At 61.6% G+C, this 17,884-nt stretch carries 17 protein-coding genes and 4 tRNA genes; 17 read left to right on the top strand and 4 right to left on the bottom strand.

What is annotated here, in order from left to right; all coding sequences use genetic code 11:
• Positions 1-26 precede the first annotated feature (26 nt).
• The 3 genes from AACH39_RS16100 to AACH39_RS16090 all read left to right on the top strand — a co-directional run bounded on the left by AACH39_RS16100 (position 27) and on the right by AACH39_RS16090 (position 2,975).
• Positions 27-1,349, top strand: a complete 1,323-nt coding sequence (locus tag AACH39_RS16100) for a TRZ/ATZ family hydrolase (RefSeq protein ID WP_215777586.1) — start codon at positions 27-29, stop codon at positions 1,347-1,349.
• On the top strand, positions 1,346-2,047 hold the full coding sequence (gene ubiG, locus AACH39_RS16095; RefSeq protein ID WP_215777587.1) for a bifunctional 2-polyprenyl-6-hydroxyphenol methylase/3-demethylubiquinol 3-O-methyltransferase UbiG: 702 nt from the start codon (positions 1,346-1,348) through the stop codon (positions 2,045-2,047). The genes AACH39_RS16100 and ubiG overlap by 4 nt, the downstream gene beginning before the upstream one ends.
• A gap of 253 nt (positions 2,048-2,300) precedes the next feature.
• Positions 2,301-2,975, top strand: coding sequence for a GntR family transcriptional regulator (locus tag AACH39_RS16090; RefSeq protein ID WP_215777589.1), 675 nt, complete (start codon positions 2,301-2,303; stop codon positions 2,973-2,975).
• A gap of 57 nt (positions 2,976-3,032) precedes the next feature.
• On the opposite strand, the gene AACH39_RS16085 is transcribed toward AACH39_RS16090, so the two are convergent.
• A complete protein-coding gene (locus tag AACH39_RS16085; RefSeq protein ID WP_215777591.1) occupies positions 3,033-3,527 on the bottom strand; it encodes a dihydrofolate reductase in 495 nt (164 codons plus the stop codon).
• Positions 3,524-4,318: a thymidylate synthase gene (locus tag AACH39_RS16080; RefSeq protein WP_215777593.1), complete on the bottom strand. Its 795-nt coding sequence runs from the start codon at positions 4,316-4,318 to the stop codon at positions 3,524-3,526. The genes AACH39_RS16085 and AACH39_RS16080 overlap by 4 nt, the downstream gene beginning before the upstream one ends.
• 175 nt (positions 4,319-4,493) lie before the next feature.
• On the opposite strand from AACH39_RS16080, the gene flhB reads away from it, so the two are divergent.
• From flhB to AACH39_RS16050, 6 genes are read left to right on the top strand one after another with little or no spacing between them, the layout of a single operon-like run.
• Positions 4,494-5,660, top strand: coding sequence for a flagellar biosynthesis protein FlhB (flhB, locus tag AACH39_RS16075; RefSeq protein ID WP_215777595.1), 1,167 nt, complete (start codon positions 4,494-4,496; stop codon positions 5,658-5,660).
• Positions 5,661-5,666: 6 nt separating this feature from the next.
• Entirely contained in the window at positions 5,667-7,751 is a 2,085-nt protein-coding gene (gene flhA, locus AACH39_RS16070) for a flagellar biosynthesis protein FlhA (protein WP_215777597.1), read from the top strand.
• Positions 7,752-7,757: 6 nt separating this feature from the next.
• Positions 7,758-9,170, top strand: coding sequence for a flagellar biosynthesis protein FlhF (gene flhF / locus AACH39_RS16065; RefSeq protein ID WP_338620572.1), 1,413 nt, complete (start codon positions 7,758-7,760; stop codon positions 9,168-9,170).
• Positions 9,167-10,039, top strand: a complete 873-nt coding sequence (locus tag AACH39_RS16060; protein WP_215777601.1) for a flagellar synthesis regulator FleN — start codon at positions 9,167-9,169, stop codon at positions 10,037-10,039. The genes flhF and AACH39_RS16060 overlap by 4 nt, the downstream gene beginning before the upstream one ends.
• On the top strand, positions 10,039-10,797 hold the full coding sequence (locus AACH39_RS16055) for an RNA polymerase sigma factor FliA (protein WP_256444946.1): 759 nt from the start codon (positions 10,039-10,041) through the stop codon (positions 10,795-10,797). The genes AACH39_RS16060 and AACH39_RS16055 overlap by 1 nt, the downstream gene beginning before the upstream one ends.
• A gap of 59 nt (positions 10,798-10,856) precedes the next feature.
• Positions 10,857-11,606: a flagellar motor protein gene (locus tag AACH39_RS16050; protein WP_215777603.1), complete on the top strand. Its 750-nt coding sequence runs from the start codon at positions 10,857-10,859 to the stop codon at positions 11,604-11,606.
• Between the two features lie 48 nt (positions 11,607-11,654).
• Here the strand turns inward: AACH39_RS16050 and AACH39_RS16045 are convergent, their stop codons facing one another.
• Positions 11,655-13,049: an exonuclease domain-containing protein gene (locus AACH39_RS16045; RefSeq protein ID WP_338620571.1), complete on the bottom strand. Its 1,395-nt coding sequence runs from the start codon at positions 13,047-13,049 to the stop codon at positions 11,655-11,657.
• Positions 13,050-13,192: 143 nt separating this feature from the next.
• Between AACH39_RS16045 and AACH39_RS16040 the strand changes: the two genes are divergently transcribed.
• The 6 genes from AACH39_RS16040 to AACH39_RS16015 all read left to right on the top strand — a co-directional run bounded on the left by AACH39_RS16040 (position 13,193) and on the right by AACH39_RS16015 (position 15,731).
• A tRNA-Arg gene (locus AACH39_RS16040) sits at positions 13,193-13,269 on the top strand.
• A gap of 10 nt (positions 13,270-13,279) precedes the next feature.
• Positions 13,280-13,354: transfer RNA gene (locus tag AACH39_RS16035), tRNA-Glu, on the top strand.
• A 5-nt stretch (positions 13,355-13,359) separates the two neighbouring features.
• Positions 13,360-13,436, top strand: a tRNA-Arg gene (locus AACH39_RS16030).
• 7 nt (positions 13,437-13,443) lie between these two features.
• Positions 13,444-13,518, top strand: a tRNA-Glu gene (locus AACH39_RS16025).
• 147 nt (positions 13,519-13,665) lie between these two features.
• A complete protein-coding gene (locus AACH39_RS16020; RefSeq protein WP_215777606.1) occupies positions 13,666-14,742 on the top strand; it encodes an alanine/ornithine racemase family PLP-dependent enzyme in 1,077 nt (358 codons plus the stop codon).
• A gap of 53 nt (positions 14,743-14,795) precedes the next feature.
• Positions 14,796-15,731 carry a LysR family transcriptional regulator gene (locus AACH39_RS16015; protein WP_338620570.1) on the top strand — a complete coding sequence of 312 codons (936 nt, stop codon included), beginning with the start codon at positions 14,796-14,798 and terminating at the stop codon, positions 15,729-15,731.
• Here AACH39_RS16015 and coq7 read toward each other — a convergent pair.
• A complete protein-coding gene (gene coq7 / locus AACH39_RS16010; RefSeq protein ID WP_338620569.1) occupies positions 15,703-16,323 on the bottom strand; it encodes a 2-polyprenyl-3-methyl-6-methoxy-1,4-benzoquinone monooxygenase in 621 nt (206 codons plus the stop codon). The genes AACH39_RS16015 and coq7 overlap by 29 nt on opposite strands.
• Positions 16,324-16,473: 150 nt before the next feature.
• Between coq7 and ppa the strand changes: the two genes are divergently transcribed.
• Entirely contained in the window at positions 16,474-17,001 is a 528-nt protein-coding gene (gene ppa / locus AACH39_RS16005) for an inorganic diphosphatase (protein ID WP_215777611.1), read from the top strand.
• A 123-nt stretch (positions 17,002-17,124) separates the two neighbouring features.
• Positions 17,125-17,874, top strand: coding sequence for a 6-phosphogluconate dehydrogenase (locus tag AACH39_RS16000; protein ID WP_338620568.1), 750 nt, complete (start codon positions 17,125-17,127; stop codon positions 17,872-17,874).
• The last annotated feature ends 10 nt before the right edge of the window (positions 17,875-17,884 follow it).

Below are 17,884 nucleotides of genomic sequence, written 5' to 3'. Positions count from 1 at the left end.
TCCATTTCTCATTCAGGATCGATAACATGGCTGACACGCGCTATGACTTGGTGGTGACCGCACGCTGGATGATCACCGTAGAAAATGACGGCGAAGTACTGGAAAACCATGCGCTGGCTATCCGCAACGGCGTCATCGAGGCGATTCTGCCGGCCGCCCAGGCGGCATCGCTGCCCGCCGACCGCCACGTCAAGCTGGACAGCCATGTCCTGATGCCGGGCCTGATCAACCTGCACGGCCACTCTGCCATGACGCTGCTGCGCGGCATGGCCGACGACCTGGCCCTGATGGACTGGCTCACCGGCCACATCTGGCCGGCCGAAGGCAAGCATGTGCGCGATGACTTCGTCTTTGACGGCGCCATGCTGGCGATGGCGGAAATGATCCGCAGCGGCACCACCACCATCAATGACATGTACTTCTTCCACGGCGCCATGGCCCGCGCCGGGCTGGCTGCCGGCATGCGTACCTTCGTCGGCTGTTCGATTCTGGAATTTCCGACCAACTACGCCGTCAATGCCGATGACTATATCAGCAAGAGCCTGGCAGAGCGGCGCGAATTCCTCGGCGAAGAGCTGGTGACCTTCACGCTGGCACCGCATGCCCCCTACACCGTGGGCGACGAAACCTTCCGCAAGGTGGTCACCATCGCCGAACAGGAAGACATGCTGATTCACTGCCACATCCACGAAACCGCCGGCGAAGTGGAAAACGGCATCAAGGAACATCATCAGCGCCCGCTGGCACGCCTGAAGGCTTTGGGCATGCTGTCGCCACGGCTGATCGCCGCCCATATGGTGCATCTGTCGCCGGAAGAAATCGAACTGGCTGCCAGCCACGGGCTTTCCATTGCGCACAACCCCTCCTCCAACATGAAGCTGGCCTCGGGCATTGCCCCGATTCCGCAACTGCTGGCCGCCGGGGTCAATGTCGGCATCGGTACCGATGGCGCCGCCTCGAACAACAAACTGGATATGCTGGCCGAAACCCGTCTGGCCGCCCTGCTGGCCAAGGTCGGCTCGCTCGACCCGACTGCCGTGCCCGCCGCCACCGCACTGCGCATGGCCACGCTGCACGGTGCCCGGGCACTGGGCATCGAGGATCGCACCGGCAGCCTGAAGACCGGCAAGCAGGCCGACATGATTGCCATCGATCTGTCGGCGCTGGAAACCGCCCCGACCTTTGACCCGATCTCGCACGTCGTCTATGCCGCCGGTCGCGAGCAGGTCAGCCATGTCTGGGTCAAGGGCCAGAACCTGATGAACGAGCGTCAGTTGCAAACGCTGGATGAATCGGCACTCAAGGCGCGTGCCGAAGACTGGCGTCACCGGATTGTGAGTGCCCGATGAGCATCAACGTCGATCAGAGCGAGCTGGCCAAATTCAGCGAGCTGGCACACAAATGGTGGGATCAGGAAAGCGAATTCAAACCGCTGCACGAGATCAATCCCCTGCGTCTGGGTTTTATCGACCAGCATGCCTCGCTGCCCGGCAAGAAGGTACTGGATGTGGGGTGTGGCGGCGGCATTCTGGCCGAGAGCATGGCCAGTCGCGGTGCCAGCGTCACCGGTATCGACCTGGCAAAGAAGTCGCTCAAGGTGGCCCAGCTGCATAGCCTGGAATCGGGTGTGGCCGTCGACTACCGCTGTGTGCCGGTCGAGGAACTCGCCGCAGCCGAAGCCGGCAGTTACGACGTGGTCACCTGCATGGAAATGCTCGAGCATGTCCCGGATCCGGCCAGTGTCATCGCCAGTTGTGGCCAGCTGGTCAAGCCGGGAGGCTGGGTATTCTTCTCGACCCTGAACCGCAATGCCAAGGCCTACCTGCAGGCCATCATCGGCGCCGAGTACCTGCTGGGCATGTTACCGCGCGGCACCCACGACTATCAGCGCTTCCTCAAGCCCTCGGAACTGTCGCGCATGTTGCGACCGGCCGGGCTGAGTCTGGTATCGCTGACCGGCATGCACTACAACCCGCTGAGCAAGGTCTATTCGCTCGGCGACGGCACGGATGTCAATTATCTGGTGGCGACACGCCGCACCGATTGAATCACGGGGCGACGGCCCCGTTTTTCTTTTCCCCGCCCCTTCCGGACATGTCTCCCCGCCGCCCGCGTCAACTGGCGGCATCTTCAGGACAAAGCCGCCGCTTTTAACCTCCTGCTGCCAAATAATGCCCCAAATGGGGTTTGATGCGAGTAGAATCAATGCCCATTGTTTGACAGCCAAACAATATAATTTTATTTCATATACTATAAATATTTCGCATCACAGGACGTACCCGCTCATGCAGGAGCCGCACATGTCATTCAAGGCCAATGATTCCCTGACCGAACAAATTGCACAGTATCTGGAACAACGCATCATCCTGGGGGAAATGAAACCCAGTGAACGCATTCAGGAATTACGCATCGCCGCCGAGCTGGAAGTCAGCCGGGGTTCGGTACGTGAAGCGCTGCTGATTTTGCAGCGGCGACATCTGGTGGAAATCTACCCGCGCCGTGGCGCCGTCGTGGCCAGCATCACCGCACGCGACGTGAAGGATTTCTTCGAGCTGTGGCTGTTGCTGTTCGACCGCGTCGTCTGCAACCTGGCGCAAAACTGGAAAAACGACGATCTGGCGGGCTTCTTCGAGCTGATGACGCAGATGGATCAGTGCCAGCGCAAGGGCGACCTGCAGGGCTTCTATCAACATGGCATGGACTTCCTGCGCGCCATGTATCAGTACGCCGACAATCGCTATCTGACGGATGCACTGGACGACCTGTTCCCGCTGACCCAGCGCTGCCTGTTTGCCATCCTGCGCGCCGGTCAGACTCAGATCGCACGCACTTACCGCTTCCTGGAAGACCTGCTGAAAATCATCATCGAGCGCGATGTCACCCGCCTGCACCGCATGGTGTTCGAATTCGGCACCAGCTACAGCCAGCTGGCCCAGGCCTCGGCGGAAGCCCTGCAAGGCCGCGTGGCACGCTGAAACGCTGTAACAGCCAACCAACAGCCCGGCAGGTGCCAACCTGTCGGGCTGTTGGCTTTATCGCGATGATTTGCGGTATTCGACAAAGGCGAAATGCAGGCCATCGGCACTGACCTGCGGCTCGCGTCGCACCTCGCGCCAGCCCTGGGACAGAAACTCGGGAAAACAGGCGTCCCCGCTGATCTCCAGCTCAATCTCCGTCAGTTGCAGGCAATCCGCCCAGGGTAAAGCCTGGGCATAAAGCTCGGCACCGCCGATCAGACACACTTCCGGCACCGCACCGGCCAGGGCAAGCGCCTGCTCGATGCCATGTGCCACTTCCACGCCCTGCGCCTGCCAGTCAGCCTGGCGGGTCACCACGATATTGCGCCGCCCAGGCAGTGGCCGACCGATCGACTCATAGGTCTTGCGTCCCATGATCACCGGCTTGCCCAGGGTCAGCGCCTTGAAATGCCGGAGATCCTCGGGCAGGTGCCAGGGCAGGCGATTCTCGATGCCGATCACGCGGCCCGCCGCCATCGCGGCCACCATGGTCAGTTGCGGCTGGCTCATACCGCCACCGGCGCCTTGATGTGGGGATGCGGATCATAGCCCTCCAGCGTGAAATCCTCGAAGCGGAAGGCAAACAGATCCGTTACCGCCGGATTGATACGCATGGTCGGCAAGGGCCGTGGCGTACGCGACAACTGTTCACGCGCCTGCTCGAAATGATTGCTGTAGAGGTGGGCATCGCCCAGGGTGTGCACGAAATCCCCCGGCTGCAGACCACACACCTGGGCCACCATCATGGTCAGCAGGGCATAACTGGCGATATTGAACGGCACGCCGAGAAAGATGTCGGCCGAACGCTGGTACAGCTGGCAGGACAGCTTGCCGTCGGCCACATAGAACTGGAACAGAGAATGGCAGGGAGGCAGCGCCATCTGGTCGACCAGCGCCGGGTTCCAGGCAGAGACAATCAGGCGGCGCGAATCCGGCGTCTCGCGGATCATGCGCACCACATTGGCAATCTGATCGATGCCCCCCCCGTCCGGGGTAGGCCAGCTGCGCCACTGATAGCCATAAACCGGGCCCAGATTGCCCTGTTCGTCGGCCCATTCATCCCAGATCGACACCCCGTTTTCCTTGAGATAGCGGATATTGGTGTCGCCGGACAGGAACCACAGCAATTCATGAATGATCGACTTCAGGTGCAGCTTCTTGGTGGTCACCAGCGGAAAGCCCTCCGCCAGGTCAAAGCGCATCTGATAACCGAAGACTGACCGGGTGCCGGTACCGGTCCGGTCGGACTTGTCCTGACCGTGAGCCAGTACGTGCTGCATCAAATCCAGATACTGTTTCATGTTTTCTCGAAAGTCCGGGCACGGCGGCAGGAGGCCGTACAGGTTGCAATGACACTGATTGTAACTGAAAGCGTCGCGGGAAGGCGGTTGCGCATAGGCTATTCAGGTAGCTTCCAATAGCTTAAATACGCTAACATCCGGTTGAAAATCCTCATGATTGCCTTGAACCGAGACGATGGCCGAAGAATCAGACCTCGAACGCACAGAACCAGCGACCAGTAAACGGCTGGAACAGGCGCGTGGACAAGGCAATATTCCGCGTTCACGCGAGCTGACGACCTTTGCCCTGACCATGACCGGCGTTGCCATGCTGATGGTCGAGGGCGGGCATCTGTACGCCTTCATGCGCGAGCTGTTCCGCCGGCTGTTCACCTTCGACCATGCCACGCTCAACGGCACCGACCCGATCATGCTGCACTTTCGCGAGGCCATCTTCGGTGCGATCTGGGCCATGCTGCCAATGCTGGCAGCGCTGTTCCTGGTCGCCCTGTTCGCCCCGATGCTGGTTGGCGGATGGAATTTCACCACCGAGGCACTGGAGCCGAAGTTCAACAAGCTCAACCCGCTGCCCGGCCTGATGCGCATGGTGTCGATGAACTCGCTCACCGAGGCCTTCAAGGCGATTCTCAAGTCGATCCTGATCGGCGGGGTGGCCACCAATGTCCTGTGGAAGCAAAAGAGCGAGATTATCGGCATCGGCCAGATGCCGCTGGAGGCCGGACTGGCCAAGCTGGTCAGCATGATGTTGCATAACTTTCTCATCATCGCCGGTGCGATGGTGCTGCTGGTGGCCATTGATGTGCCCTACCAGATCTGGAGCTACAACAAGAAGCTGCGCATGACCAAGGAAGAGGTCAAGCGCGAGTTCAAGGAACAGGACCTGCCGGCCGAGGTCAAGGGCAAGCAGCGACAGATGCAGCGCGAGGCAGCTCGCCGCCGCATGATGCAGGCCGTCCCCAAGGCCAATGTGATTCTGACCAACCCGACACACTATGCCGTTGCTCTGCTTTACGAAGAAGGAATGAGAGCCCCGCAGGTGGTGGCCAAGGGGTCGCTGCTGCTGGCGGAAAAGATCATCGATCTGGCCAAGGAAAACCGGGTGGCCATCATGCGTGTACCCAGCTTTGCCCGCGCCCTGTACTTCAACACCGAACCGGGCGATGAAATTCCGACCCGGCTCTATGCCGCCGCCGCTCAGGTCCTGGCTTACGTGCATCAACTGCGTCTTTACGAGATCAATGGCGGGCTGGCGCCGGCCTATCCGGACAAGATCGAGGTTCCCGAAGATCTTGACCCGCAAAGCAAACGTGCCCATCATGCGGCGCCTGGTGCGAGCGAATAATCAGGCATGGATAATTTCCTGGATTTACTAAAACGTTTTAACTACGCCTCGCTGGCCGGGCCGGTACTCATCATCCTGATTCTGACGATGATGGTGCTGCCGCTGCCACCGTTGATGCTCGACATCTTCTTCACGTTCAACATCGCGGTTTCGGTCATCGTGCTGCTCGTCGGCATCAATGTGCGCAAACCGCTGGACTTCTCGGCCTTCCCTGCCGTCCTGTTGGTCACCACGCTGTTGCGGCTGTCGCTCAACGTCGCCTCGGCCCGGGTCATTCTGCTCAATGGCCATACCGGTCCGGATGCCGCCGGCCAGGTGATCGAATCGTTTGCCCGCTTCCTGGTCGGCGGCAACGTGGCCATTGGTATCGTGGTGTTCATCATCATCACCATCATCAACTTCGTGGTGATCACCAAGGGTGCTGGCCGGATTGCCGAAGTGAGTGCCCGCTTTACCCTGGACGCCATGCCCGGCAAGCAGATGGCCATCGACGCCGACCTGAATGCCGGCCTGATCGGTGAAGACGAAGCACGCAAGCGCCGCGCCATCATTGCCGAGGAAGCCAATTTCTTCGGCGCCATGGATGGTGCCTCCAAGTTCGTGCGCGGCGATGCCACCGCCGGCATCATGATCATCCTGATCAACATCATCGGCGGCCTGATCGTCGGGGTGGTGCAGCACGACCTGGCCGCGGGCGAAGCGGCCAATACCTATACCCTGCTGACCATCGGTGACGGTCTGGTCGCCCAGATTCCGGCCCTGATCATCTCGACCGCCGCCGGTATCGTGGTGTCGCGCGTCGGCACGGAGAAGGATCTGTCGGAAATGCTGCTTGGCCAGTTGTTCTCCACCCCGCGGGTGCTGAACATTACGGCCGGGGTCATCGGCATGATCGGCCTGATTCCCAATATGCCGCACCTGGCCTTCCTGCTGATCGCCGCCATGCTGGCCGGCTTGTCTCGCCTGATGAGCAAGCGTCAGGTACAGACCCAGCAGGCCGAGCAGCGTGCCGAAGCCGCCAGCCGTGTGGCGCGGGAGCAGCCGGTGGCCGAAGTCAGCTGGAACGATGTCCAGCATGTCGACCAGCTGGGGCTGGAGGTCGGTTACCGGCTGATTCCGCTGGTGGACCGCAATCAGGATGGCGAGCTGCTGCGGCGCATTCGCGGCATCCGCAAGAAGATCGCCCAGGAGCTGGGTTTCCTGGTTCCGGCCGTACATATCCGCGACAATCTGGAGATCAAGCCCAACGCTTACCGCATCCTGCTCAAAGGCGTGGAAATCGGCCGCGGCGAGGCCTTCATCCACCAGATGCTGGCCATCAACCCGGGTAAGGTGCTGGGCGAAATGCAGGGCCTGGCCACCACCGACCCGGCCTTCGGCCTGCCGGCGGTCTGGATCGACAGCGCCAAACGCGAGGAGGCCCAGGCGCTGGGCTATACCGTGGTCGACACCAGCACGGTGGTCGCCACCCACATTTCGAATCTGCTGCACACCCATGCCGCCGAGCTGCTCGGCCGCGAGGAAGTTCAGGCGCTGGTCAATCATCTGGCCAAGGACTCGCCCAAGCTGGTGGAGGATCTGGTGCCCAAGGTGGTACCGATCGGCACCCTGCAGAAGGTTCTGCAGCAGCTGCTGATCGACGGCATCCACATCCGCGACATGCGTTCGGTGGTGGAAGCGCTGGCCGACAATATTGCCGTGACACAGGATATCGACGAACTGGCGGCGGCGGTGCGGACGGCACTGGGACGCGTGATCGTGCAGCAACTGTTCCCGGGCGAGACCGAATTGCCGTTGCTGACACTGGATCCGGCACTGGAAAATGTCCTGATGCAGGCGGTGCAGTCCAAGGCGGGAGGCGGGCTGGAGCCCGGGCTGGCAGAGAATCTGCTGGCCAGCGCGGCCCAGGAGTCGGAACAGGCAGAGGTACAGGGCTTCAACCCGGTGCTGTTGACGCCCCCGGCGCTCAGACCGCTGTTGGCACGTTTTTTACGTCGCCCCCTGCCACAGTTGCGAGTAATTTCGCATAATGAGATACCAGATAATAAATCAATTCGTATAATTGCCGTAATTGGGGGCAGCAAGGGCTAATCAATAATGGTGGTCAAAAAGTACTTCGGAAAAACCACACGAGACGCACTCCGGCAAGTTCGTGAAGAACTGGGTGCCGATGCCCTGATCCTGTCGAATCGCCCGACACAGGGCGGTGGCGTGGAAATCATGGCCGTGGCGGACGCCGACGTCGCCAATCTGGCCACGACACTGTCGACCTCGTCGAGCAAGCACCCGCCGCGCAATGCACCGAGCCCGACGCATGGCACCGCCGTCAATCGGGCCCTGGCGCGCACCTATGCCATGCCGGTCGAACCGATGACGGCACCGCCGCCGCCTCGCCCGGAAGTGCGTGCCGTCAGCCCTGAGCCGGCCGTGATGCGCCCGGCTGCCGCCCCCGCACCGACATTCGCCACCCCGACGCCGCCGCCAGCGTCTCCCGCACCGCGGGCCACACCGCCGGCCGCCCGTCCTGCCCAGAGCGCCGATGCCGCGGCAGAGTCCGCAGTCATGGCCAATGACCTGAAGGAAATCGGCGACGAAATCAAGCTGCTGCGCAGCCTGCTGCAAAGCCAGCTGGCCAGCTTCGCCTGGTCCGATCTGGAGGGCCGTGCCCCCAACCGCATCGAGTTGTTCAAGCAGTTGCTGGCCACCGGCCTGTCCTCGACACTGATCCGCCAGCTGATCGAGAAGCTGCCGGCTCAGTACAGTGGTGAAACCGCGCTGAAATGGGCGCGCTCCGCCCTGCTGCACAATCTGCGCTGCATTGATGCCGACAGCGAGATCATGGATCGTGGCGGCATTTTCGCTCTGGTCGGTCCGACCGGCGTCGGCAAGACCACCACGGTCGCCAAGCTGGCCGCGCGCGCCACGATGAAGTTCGGCCCGCAGCACGTCGCACTGATCACCACCGACAGTTACCGGATCGGCGCACAGGATCAGTTGCGCATCTATGGCAAGATTCTTGGCGTTCCGGTGTTCTCGATCCAGAACGAAGGCGATCTGCAGCTCACGCTGGCCGATCTGGCCACCCGCCACATCATCTTCATCGACACCGTCGGCATGGGACAGCGCGATGCCCGGGTCGCCGCACAGACCGGCATGTTTGCCGCCATGGACCGCCCGGTGGAACGGGTGCTGGTGATGGCCGCCAATGCCGACGGCCACACGCTGGAAGATGTCGTACGCAACTATCAGGGCCAGGGTGGCCTGTCGGGCTGCATTCTCTCCAAGATCGACGAGAGCGTGTCGCTGGGCGCCTGCCTGGACATCGTGATCCGCAACCGTCTCAAGGTATGCTATGTCACCAACGGACAGCGGGTTCCGGAAGACCTGCACAGCGCACACGGCAACTTCCTGGTCGATCGGGCGCTGAAGGCTCCCCACAGCAACTCGCCTTTCGCCATGCAGCATGACGAAATGCAGATCCTCAACGCCGCACAGGCAGGTTGGCTATGAATCTGCCACAGGATCAGGCCGCCAGCCTGCGCCGCCTCAACGCCCAGCCTCAGCGGGCACCCAGCTTTGCCTTTCTCGGTCCGGAAGGCACCGGTACCAGTACCCTGGTCACCGAGCTGGCCGTGGGTGCCGCTTTTGCCGGCGGCCAGCCTGTGATCATCGATTGCTGTAGCGGGCAGCATATCGCCCGCCATCTCGGCGTACCGACCACCGCAACGCTGGAAACCCAGGTCATCAGCATGGGAGGCCTGGAGGAAATGACGGCGCGCTCGCGCCAGGGGGTAACCCTGGTCAATCTCTATGCCCGGCCTGAAGAGCGTGCCCTGTTTTCTTCCCAGCTCTGGCTGCGCCTTGGCGGCGAGTTTGCCGCCATGGAGCGCGATGCCTCGATGCTGCTGATCGACGCGCCGAATCCGGCCATCGATCCGGTACCGGCATGCGTGGCCGACAATCTGGTGCTGATTCTCACCCCGCAGGCCGAGTCGCTGACCATGGCCTACGCCACCATCAAGCGCCTGGCCAGCCAATATGGCCGTACCTGTTTCAACGTGCTGGTCAATCGGGCCCGTCATCTGGAAGAGGCCCGCGAGCTGTTTACCCGCCTGTCTGCCGTGGCCAGCGAGTTTCTCACCGTCGCCTTGCGCTGGGTCGGATTCGTACCGGAAGACAGTGCCATTCGCCGCAGTCTCGCCCTGCACCGCCCCTCCATCGAGGCCTTCCCGCAAAGCGAATCCAGTATTGCCTTTGCCCAATTGGCTGCAGTGCTGCCACAATGGCATACAACAGACAGTACACACAGTGGTACTGGTTACATGGATATGCTAATCGCCGCATCGCGTGACTGGGCAGAAAGCGAGGGAGCCGTCTGATGAGCAATAACCCGATGCCGTCTAAGGTGGCGGCGGGCTATCACCCCAGCGCACATGGTGGCGATCTGATCCTGGACATCACCCAGTATGCCCCGATGGTGAAGAAGATTGCCGGCATCCTGATCTCGCGCCTGCCGGCCTCCATCGAACTGGATGACCTGATTCAGGTCGGCATCATCGGCCTGATCGATGCGGCCCGCCAGTTTGATCCCGGTCAGGGCGTGCAATTCGAAACCTTCGCCAGTCAACGGGTACGCGGCGCCATGCTGGATGAGCTGCGACGCGAGGACTGGATGCCACGCCAGACACGGCGTCACGCCAAGCAGATTGAAGAAGCGGTCTCCGTGCTGGAGCAACGGCTGGGACGCAGCCCGCTCGAATCGGAAATCGCCGAGGAAATGTCGCTGTCGCTGGCTGACTATCAGGAACTGCTCGGCGAGTGCAAGGGCTTGTCCCTGCTGCACTACGAAGACTTTACCGACGAGGACGGGGATGCCCTCGGCGCCATCTCGACGCTGGTGGACAGCAGCAGCCCCGACCCGCTGGCGACCCTGTCGGACGTCAATTTCCGCCAGTCGCTGATCGAGGCGATTACCCTGTTGCCGGAGCGCGATCAGCTGTTGATGGCGCTCTACTATGAGCAGGAGCTGAACCTGAAGGAAATCGGTGCCGTGCTGGGGGTATCGGAATCCCGGGTCAGCCAGTTGCACAGTCAGGCCATCGTTCGCCTGCGCAGCAAGTTGAAAGACTGGATTTAACGGTAAATAACAGTAATATCACGGTCAGTCAGCAAAACTAACAATATCGGATCAGGCTCGTGGACAAGATCAGCATTATCGCCATCATCGGCGGTTTCACCGCCATCATCGCCGGCCAGGCCATGGAGGGCGGCAGCGTCGGCTCGCTGCTGCAACTGACGGCCTTCATGATCGTCATCGGCGGCACGCTCAGTGCCGTGATGCTGCAAAGTACTCCCAAGCAGTTCATGACCGGCCTGCGCATGCTGCGCTGGATCATCTCGCCCCCGGCATTCAATCACGAAAGCATGATCCGCGAGATCATCAACTGGAGCCAGAGCGCCCGCCGCGGCGGCCTGCTGTCGCTGGAAGGCTTCGTCAACATGCAGCGCGACCCGTTTACACGCAAGGCCCTGCAGATGCTGGTCGACGGCGGTGAGCCGGATACCCTGCGCGGGGTGATGGAAGTGGAAATCACCATGTTCGAACATGCCCGGCGCCAGGCGGCCAAGATCTGGGAGTCGGCCGGTGGCTACTCTCCCACCATGGGGATTCTGGGTGCGGTACTCGGCCTGATCCACGTGATGGAAAACCTGACTGACCCGTCCAAGCTGGGCGCGGGGATTGCGGTGGCCTTCGTGGCCACCGTCTATGGGGTCGGCTCGGCCAACCTGCTGTTCCTGCCGATCGGCAACAAGCTGAAGAACATCATCTCCGGAGAAGTGGCGATGAAAGAGCTGGTGGTGGAAGGCATCGTGGCCATCGCCAACGGGGAAAACCCGCGCATCATCGAAACCCGTCTGCGCGGCTTCCTCGCCATGCACGAATAAATCCTTGCCGGGCACTGGCCGTCGACCTGATCGGCGGCCGGACCGGCATCAGGCCAGCGCCACGACATGCGTCCCCGCAGCCGGGCTTCTGAAATATGCCGTCAACAGCTTCACCACATCCGGATCGAGCAGCACCGGTCCGCTCAGCGGCCCGCCCCTGCCCGCCTCGCGACAGCCCAGATAACACCAGTGATCGAAATGATGCTCAAGTGCCTTGCCGCTGACCTCATCGCGCTCGACGATGGCAATGGCTCCGGCATGCGGCCAGTCGCGCTGCGTCAGACGCTCCAGCGCCTTGACCAGACGGGCGTTGTGCGCTGAAGCAGCCTCAAGGCCAATACAGGCGCCCTGACAACGCCCCTTGCCGCGACCGTCGCAGGGCTGGCCCTTGCGGCTGGTGACCCGCTCGACTCCCAGTACCCACTGACACAAGCCCTGGGATTCGGCCAGATCCTTCAGTGCCTTTCGGGCTTCGCGCGCAGAGCGGAACAAGCCGTAGCGGCGCGTCTGACCGTCCGGCAGCAAAGCCGCGCCGGACACGATCTCCGCGCGGACAAAGCCGTCTTCCGCCGCCTGCAGGCTCAGGGTACACACCTCGCTGGCCATGCGCCCCTTGGGGTTCAGACGCGGACGGCGGGTCTTGAGCTGCAGCAGATATTCCAGCGCCGTGCCAAACTCGCCCAGCGTTTCCGTCCACTCAATACGGCCAGCCTCCTCCCCCAGCTGCAGCACCTTGCCATTGCCCGGGGTGTAATGTGCCAGTACGCCACGCCGGATATTGCCATCCTGCCCGACATACAGTGGCAGGCCATGCCGGTCATGAATGCAATACACGCCGGGAACATCCGGCAAGGCATCGAAGGTATCGGCATCCATGCCGGCTGGCGGGGCACTCTGCGCCATCAGCGCTTCGGCCGCGGCCAGGACACAGTCCCGCCCCTGTTCGGTACTGGCGGCCTGCAAGAAGCGGAAAACCGCCTCGGCATCAGCCAGGGCGCGATGCCGCTCGGGCAGCGTAATGCCATGGCGCGCCATGACGGCATCCAGATTATGCTTGTAGTGACCGGGATAGAGTTTGCGCGACAGCTTGACGGTGCACAGGGTCTCATTCTGCAGGCGCATGCCGAGGCGCTTGAACTCGTTTTTCAGCACGCCATAGTCGAAGCGCACGTTATGCGCGATCAGCAGCCTGCCTGACAGACGCTGATGCACGGCCTGCGCCAGATCGGCAAAGCCCGGGGCCTGCGCCACCATGGCATCGCTGATGCCGGTCATGTTCTGGATAAAAGCCGGAATCGGCTGACCGGGATTCACCAGCGAAGAAAACCGCTCGACCTGCTCCCCGTCGACCAGGATGATCCCGATCTCGGTAATGCGGTCACGCGACAAATGACCCCCGGTGGTTTCGAGGTCAACAATGGCAAATGGGCGGGGAAATGGCATCGGTCTTCCGGAAAATAACGGCCTGCAGCAGAAAAAACGCGTGCCAGTGCACGCAAGTGGTTCATTTTACTGCCGTATCGAGAAAAATCCTATATTTGTTGACATGGATATTACATCACGCTAGAATTCTTTTCTCTTACAGCGCACCCGTAGCTCAGTTGGATAGAGTATCTGGCTACGAACCAGAGGGTCGGGCGTTCGAATCGCTCCGGGTGCGCCACTAAGACTTAGTCCCTATAGTTTAGCGGTTAGAACACTGCCCTTTCACGGCGGCGGCCGGGGTTCGATTCCCCGTGGGGACGCCAGTTTTGCACCCGTAGCTCAGTTGGATAGAGTATCTGGCTACGAACCAGAGGGTCGGGCGTTCGAATCGCTCCGGGTGCGCCACAATTCAGTCCCTATAGTTTAGCGGTTAGAACACTGCCCTTTCACGGCGGCGGCCGGGGTTCGATTCCCCGTGGGGACGCCAGATTCAACAAGAAGCTTCTGCTGCGGCAGAAGCTTTTTTCATTCCTGCCAATACATCATTATTTCATGATGTATCAGTCCGCAAATCGAAATTTATCCCGCCGGGGGGCCGGCGTAACCTGCTTCCATTGCATAGCGGAAAACCATCATGAGCCCCCACACCTCCCTGCCCTGCCTGTGCGTCGATCTGGACAAAATCCGCCATAACACCCGCCTGATGGCGCAGCACTGCCACGAAGCCGGCATCCAGCTGGCCGCGGTGGTCAAGCTGATGCGTGGTGCCCCCCAAGTGGCACGGGCATTGCGCGAATCCGGCGTGGACCTGCTGGCTGATTCGCGCCTGTCCAACCTGCAGCGTCTGGCCGACAGCGGTCTGCCGCGCCTGCTGCTGCGGCTGCCCTCCCTGCACCAGGTCGACGAGGTGGTGATGCACAGCGAGATCTCGCTCAACAGCGAAGCCGTCACCTTGCAGGCCCTGTCCGAGGCCGCCTGCCGTCTGCGTCGCGAACATCAGGTGATCGTCATGCAGGATCTGGGCGATCTGCGTGAAGGGTGCTGGGACGAAGAAGAGACCCTGCAGCTGGCACGCCTGACCTGCCAGCTGCCCGGGCTGCGCCTGGCGGGCATTGGCGCCAATCTGGCCTGTTACGGCGGGGTCGCCCCGTCGGTCGACAACCAGCAACGCCTGGTTCGTCTGGCACAGCATATTCGCGAAACACTGCAGTGCGAGTGCCCGGTCGTTTCCGGCTGCAACTCGGCGGCCAGTTTCATGCTGCTGGACCACACGCTGCCGTCCGGCATCAATCAGTTGCGGCTGGGCGCCTCCCTGCTGATGGGGATTGGCCTGAATGATCTGCCGATTCCCGGCCTGGTGCAGGATGCCATGCGGCTGCAAGCCGAAATCATCGAGTGCCGAGCCAAGCCCTCGGTGCCGCTCAACAGCACCGCGCTGGACGCCTTCGGCCACAGGCCGGTGTTTGAAGATCGCGGCATCCGCCAGCGCGCACTATGTGCCCTGGGCAAGCAGGATGTGTCATTCAGCGAAATCACCCCGCTGGACCCCGGCATCCGTATCATCGGCGGCAGTAGTGACCACCTGATCCTGGACGTCAGCGATGCCAGCCATCCTTACCGGGTGGGCGACAGCGTGGGCTTCTCGCTCAGTTATGCCGGCACTTTGCAGTGCATGACTTCTGACGACATCCAGAAGGTATACTTGCACTAAATTCGCTTTATCAAGACCTCATTCTGGCTCGCGCCCGGGCCAAGATCGGCATCATGCGCCTAGACAATTTCGATATCCGGCTTCTGCGTCTGTTTGTCTGCATCGTCGACTGTGGCGGCTTCTCGGCCGCCCAGCCCAAGCTCGGTCTGAGCCAGTCGGCGATCAGCACCAAGATGAACGATCTGGAGACCCGCCTCGGCCTGACCCTGTGCCTGCGCGGACGCAAGGGGTTTCAGCTGACGACCGAGGGACAGCAGGTCTATGAGGCGACGCTGGATCTGCTCAAGCGCATTGAACACTATGAAGAGGAAGTGGGCGAAATGCGCCGGGTGGCGTTCGGTCATGTCCGCATCGGCCTGTCGGACAACATCGCCACGCACCCGGGCTGCAAGCTGCACGACGCCTTGCGCCGCTTCTGCCAGCAATGCCCCAAGGTCACGCTGACCCTGGAAGTCTGTGACGCCACCCGCATCGAAACCCTGCTGCTGCAGGGCGAACTGGATATCGGGGTGGCCTCGAGTGAAAAGCATCTGCCCGGGCTGAGTTACCAGCCCCTGTTCAGCGAAACCCAGCAATTGTACGCCGCGGCAGGCCATCCGGTATTCGGGCTGGAGAAGCCCTGTGCACGCGACATTCTGGCCTTTCCCATCGCGGGACGCGGCAAATCCCATCCGGTCACGCCGCTGTGCCAGAGCATGGGCTTGCAGGCCCAGGCGGCATCAACCCATATGGAAGGCACGCTGCACCTGCTGCTGTCGCAAGCCTTCATCGGCTATCTGCCTGATCACTACGCGCAGGACTGGGTGGCGCGCGGCATTCTGAAACGCCTGCCCACCCCGGAGCTGGACTATGTGGCCGAATTTCATCTGCTGCAGGCACGCTTTGCCGCGCACTCGCAGGCCAGCGAACTACTGATCGCCGAAATCCTGGCAAGCCAGCAAGCCGCAGAGGGACACGGATTCAGAAGCGATAGCTCAGCGAAGTCATGACCTTCGAGCTGAGTTTCATGGCCTGACGGACGGGCAAAGGCAGGCGTGCCGCACCGAAATCATGCGCCATCTCGGCATGACGGCGCTCATCATCCCGCATCTGCGCCACAATGGCGCGACTCTTGCCATCCTGTGGCGGCAACTGGGCCAGATGCCCTTCCAGATGGGCCGTCACCTGATGCTCGGTTTCCTCGAGAAAACCGAGATTCCATTTGTCCCCCAGCACACCGGCCACCACGCCGATGGCCAGCGAACCGCCATACCACAGCGGATTGAACAGACTGACCCGGCCGCCGAGCTCCTGGACACGCTGCGCGGTCCAGGCCAGATGTTCTTCTTCTTCCTGCGCGGCCTGGCGCAAGGCCTGCCGCGCAGCCGGGTCACGTGCCGTCAGCGCCTGGCCCTGATACAGCGCCTGGGCGCAGATCTCGCCACAGTGATTGACGCGCATCAGCCCGAGCGCATGGCGCTTTTCCTCCGCCGACAACTCGACCTCCTCCACGCTGGCATCCGGATGGGGACGCACGCTGCGGGCAGGCGCAAACAGGGTACGCAATCCCTGATCGAATTCGGTAATCAGCTTGTCGAACATGTGGAGTCAGTCCTTTCCGGCAACAATGTGCGAAGTATACCTCAGCGGATCGCAGTTTTTGGCCGCATGCTTCGCCCAGCAGGGAAAAGCTTGGTTATAATCTGGGGATCGTTTCCGTGAGCAACGTTGAATACTAAAGGATTGAAGACGATGGACCTGAAGCACATCCCCGCCGGCAAGGACATGCCGAACGATTTCAATGTCGTGATCGAAATCTCCGCCAATGGCGCACCGATCAAATACGAACTGGACAAGGATTCCGGCGCCATCTTTGTCGACCGCTTCATGGGTACCTCGATGTTCTACCCGGCCAACTATGGCTTTGTACCGAACACCCTGTCCGGTGATGGCGACCCGGTCGACGTGCTGGTCGTGACCCCGTTCCCGCTGCCGCCGGGCGTGGTCGTGCGCTGTCGCGCCCTGGGCCTGATCAAGATGGAAGATGAATCCGGCATCGACGCCAAGGTCGTGGCCGTTCCGGTCGAGAAGCTGTGCCCGATGTACAAGGCCGTACAGAAGCTGGAAGACCTGCCGGAACTGCTGCGCAACCAGATGGTGCATTTCTTCGAGCACTACAAGGATCTGGAAAAGGGCAAGTGGGTCAAGGTTCAGGGCTGGGGCACACTGGACGATGCCACCGCCGAACTCAAGAACGGCGTTGCCAACTACAAGGGCTGATCCGCCCCGTCGCAAAAGAAACCGGCCCCTGGCCGGTTTTTTTTATCCCCGGCTACCCGGGGAACAATTATCTGCTACGCTGGAGGACGAGCCCCCCTTCTACCCTGTCCCTGTGAGTGCACCGTGAAAATCACCGTTCTGGGGAATGCCGAACATGATCAGTGGTTCGCCCGCCGACTGCAAGCCCGTGGCTTCGCCGTATCCATGGCCCATCAAAGCGAGCACCCGTTCACCCACCTTGCCGGGGCGCAGGCAGGCCCCGGACTGCTGGCGGATAGTGTGCTGATCGACACCGGCCCGGGCAGTATCGAGGCACGCCATCGCATGGCCGCGCACTGCAGCGAAGCCGGTCTGGGCTATGCCGAGCTGGCGGGGCAATGGCAGGCACTGGGCGTACCGTTCGGCTTTGCGCTGTTTGTCGGTACCGACCCGGATACTCGCGATGCACTGACGCCACTGCTGGATGCGCTCGCGCCTCAGGCCGGTGCCTGGCTGCCGGCCGGACCGGCTGCCAGCGCCCGCTTCGCCGCCCAGGTCTTCGATGCGCTGTCCATGGCGTGTGCCCTGGCCTGCCAGGCCGGCTGGTCACAGCCCGGCCAGCTGCCGCACACCCCGGACTGGGGGGCATTCTTCCTGCAGCAGCAGCAACTGGCGGACAAACTGCTGGCACTATCACAGCACTATCTCTCACTATTCCCGGACGAAAACGGTGCCGAATCGCAAGACCCCTGGCAACAATTGGCGCATTTCAGCCATCCGCCGCGCGAACAGGAACACTTCTCCGCCAACCTGGCACGACTGATCGTGCTGGCACTTTCCCAGCGCGAGGCACAACAGGCCATTTTCACCAGACTGATGCCGGGCGCCGGCTGAACCCTGGTTC

It is taken from the genome of Paludibacterium flexuosum (assembly GCF_037076605.1).
Classification (GTDB): Bacteria; Pseudomonadota; Gammaproteobacteria; order Burkholderiales; family Chromobacteriaceae; genus Paludibacterium.
The sequence above is the reverse complement of the archived record's forward strand: the minus strand, read 5'-3'. Positions and strand labels throughout refer to the sequence as shown.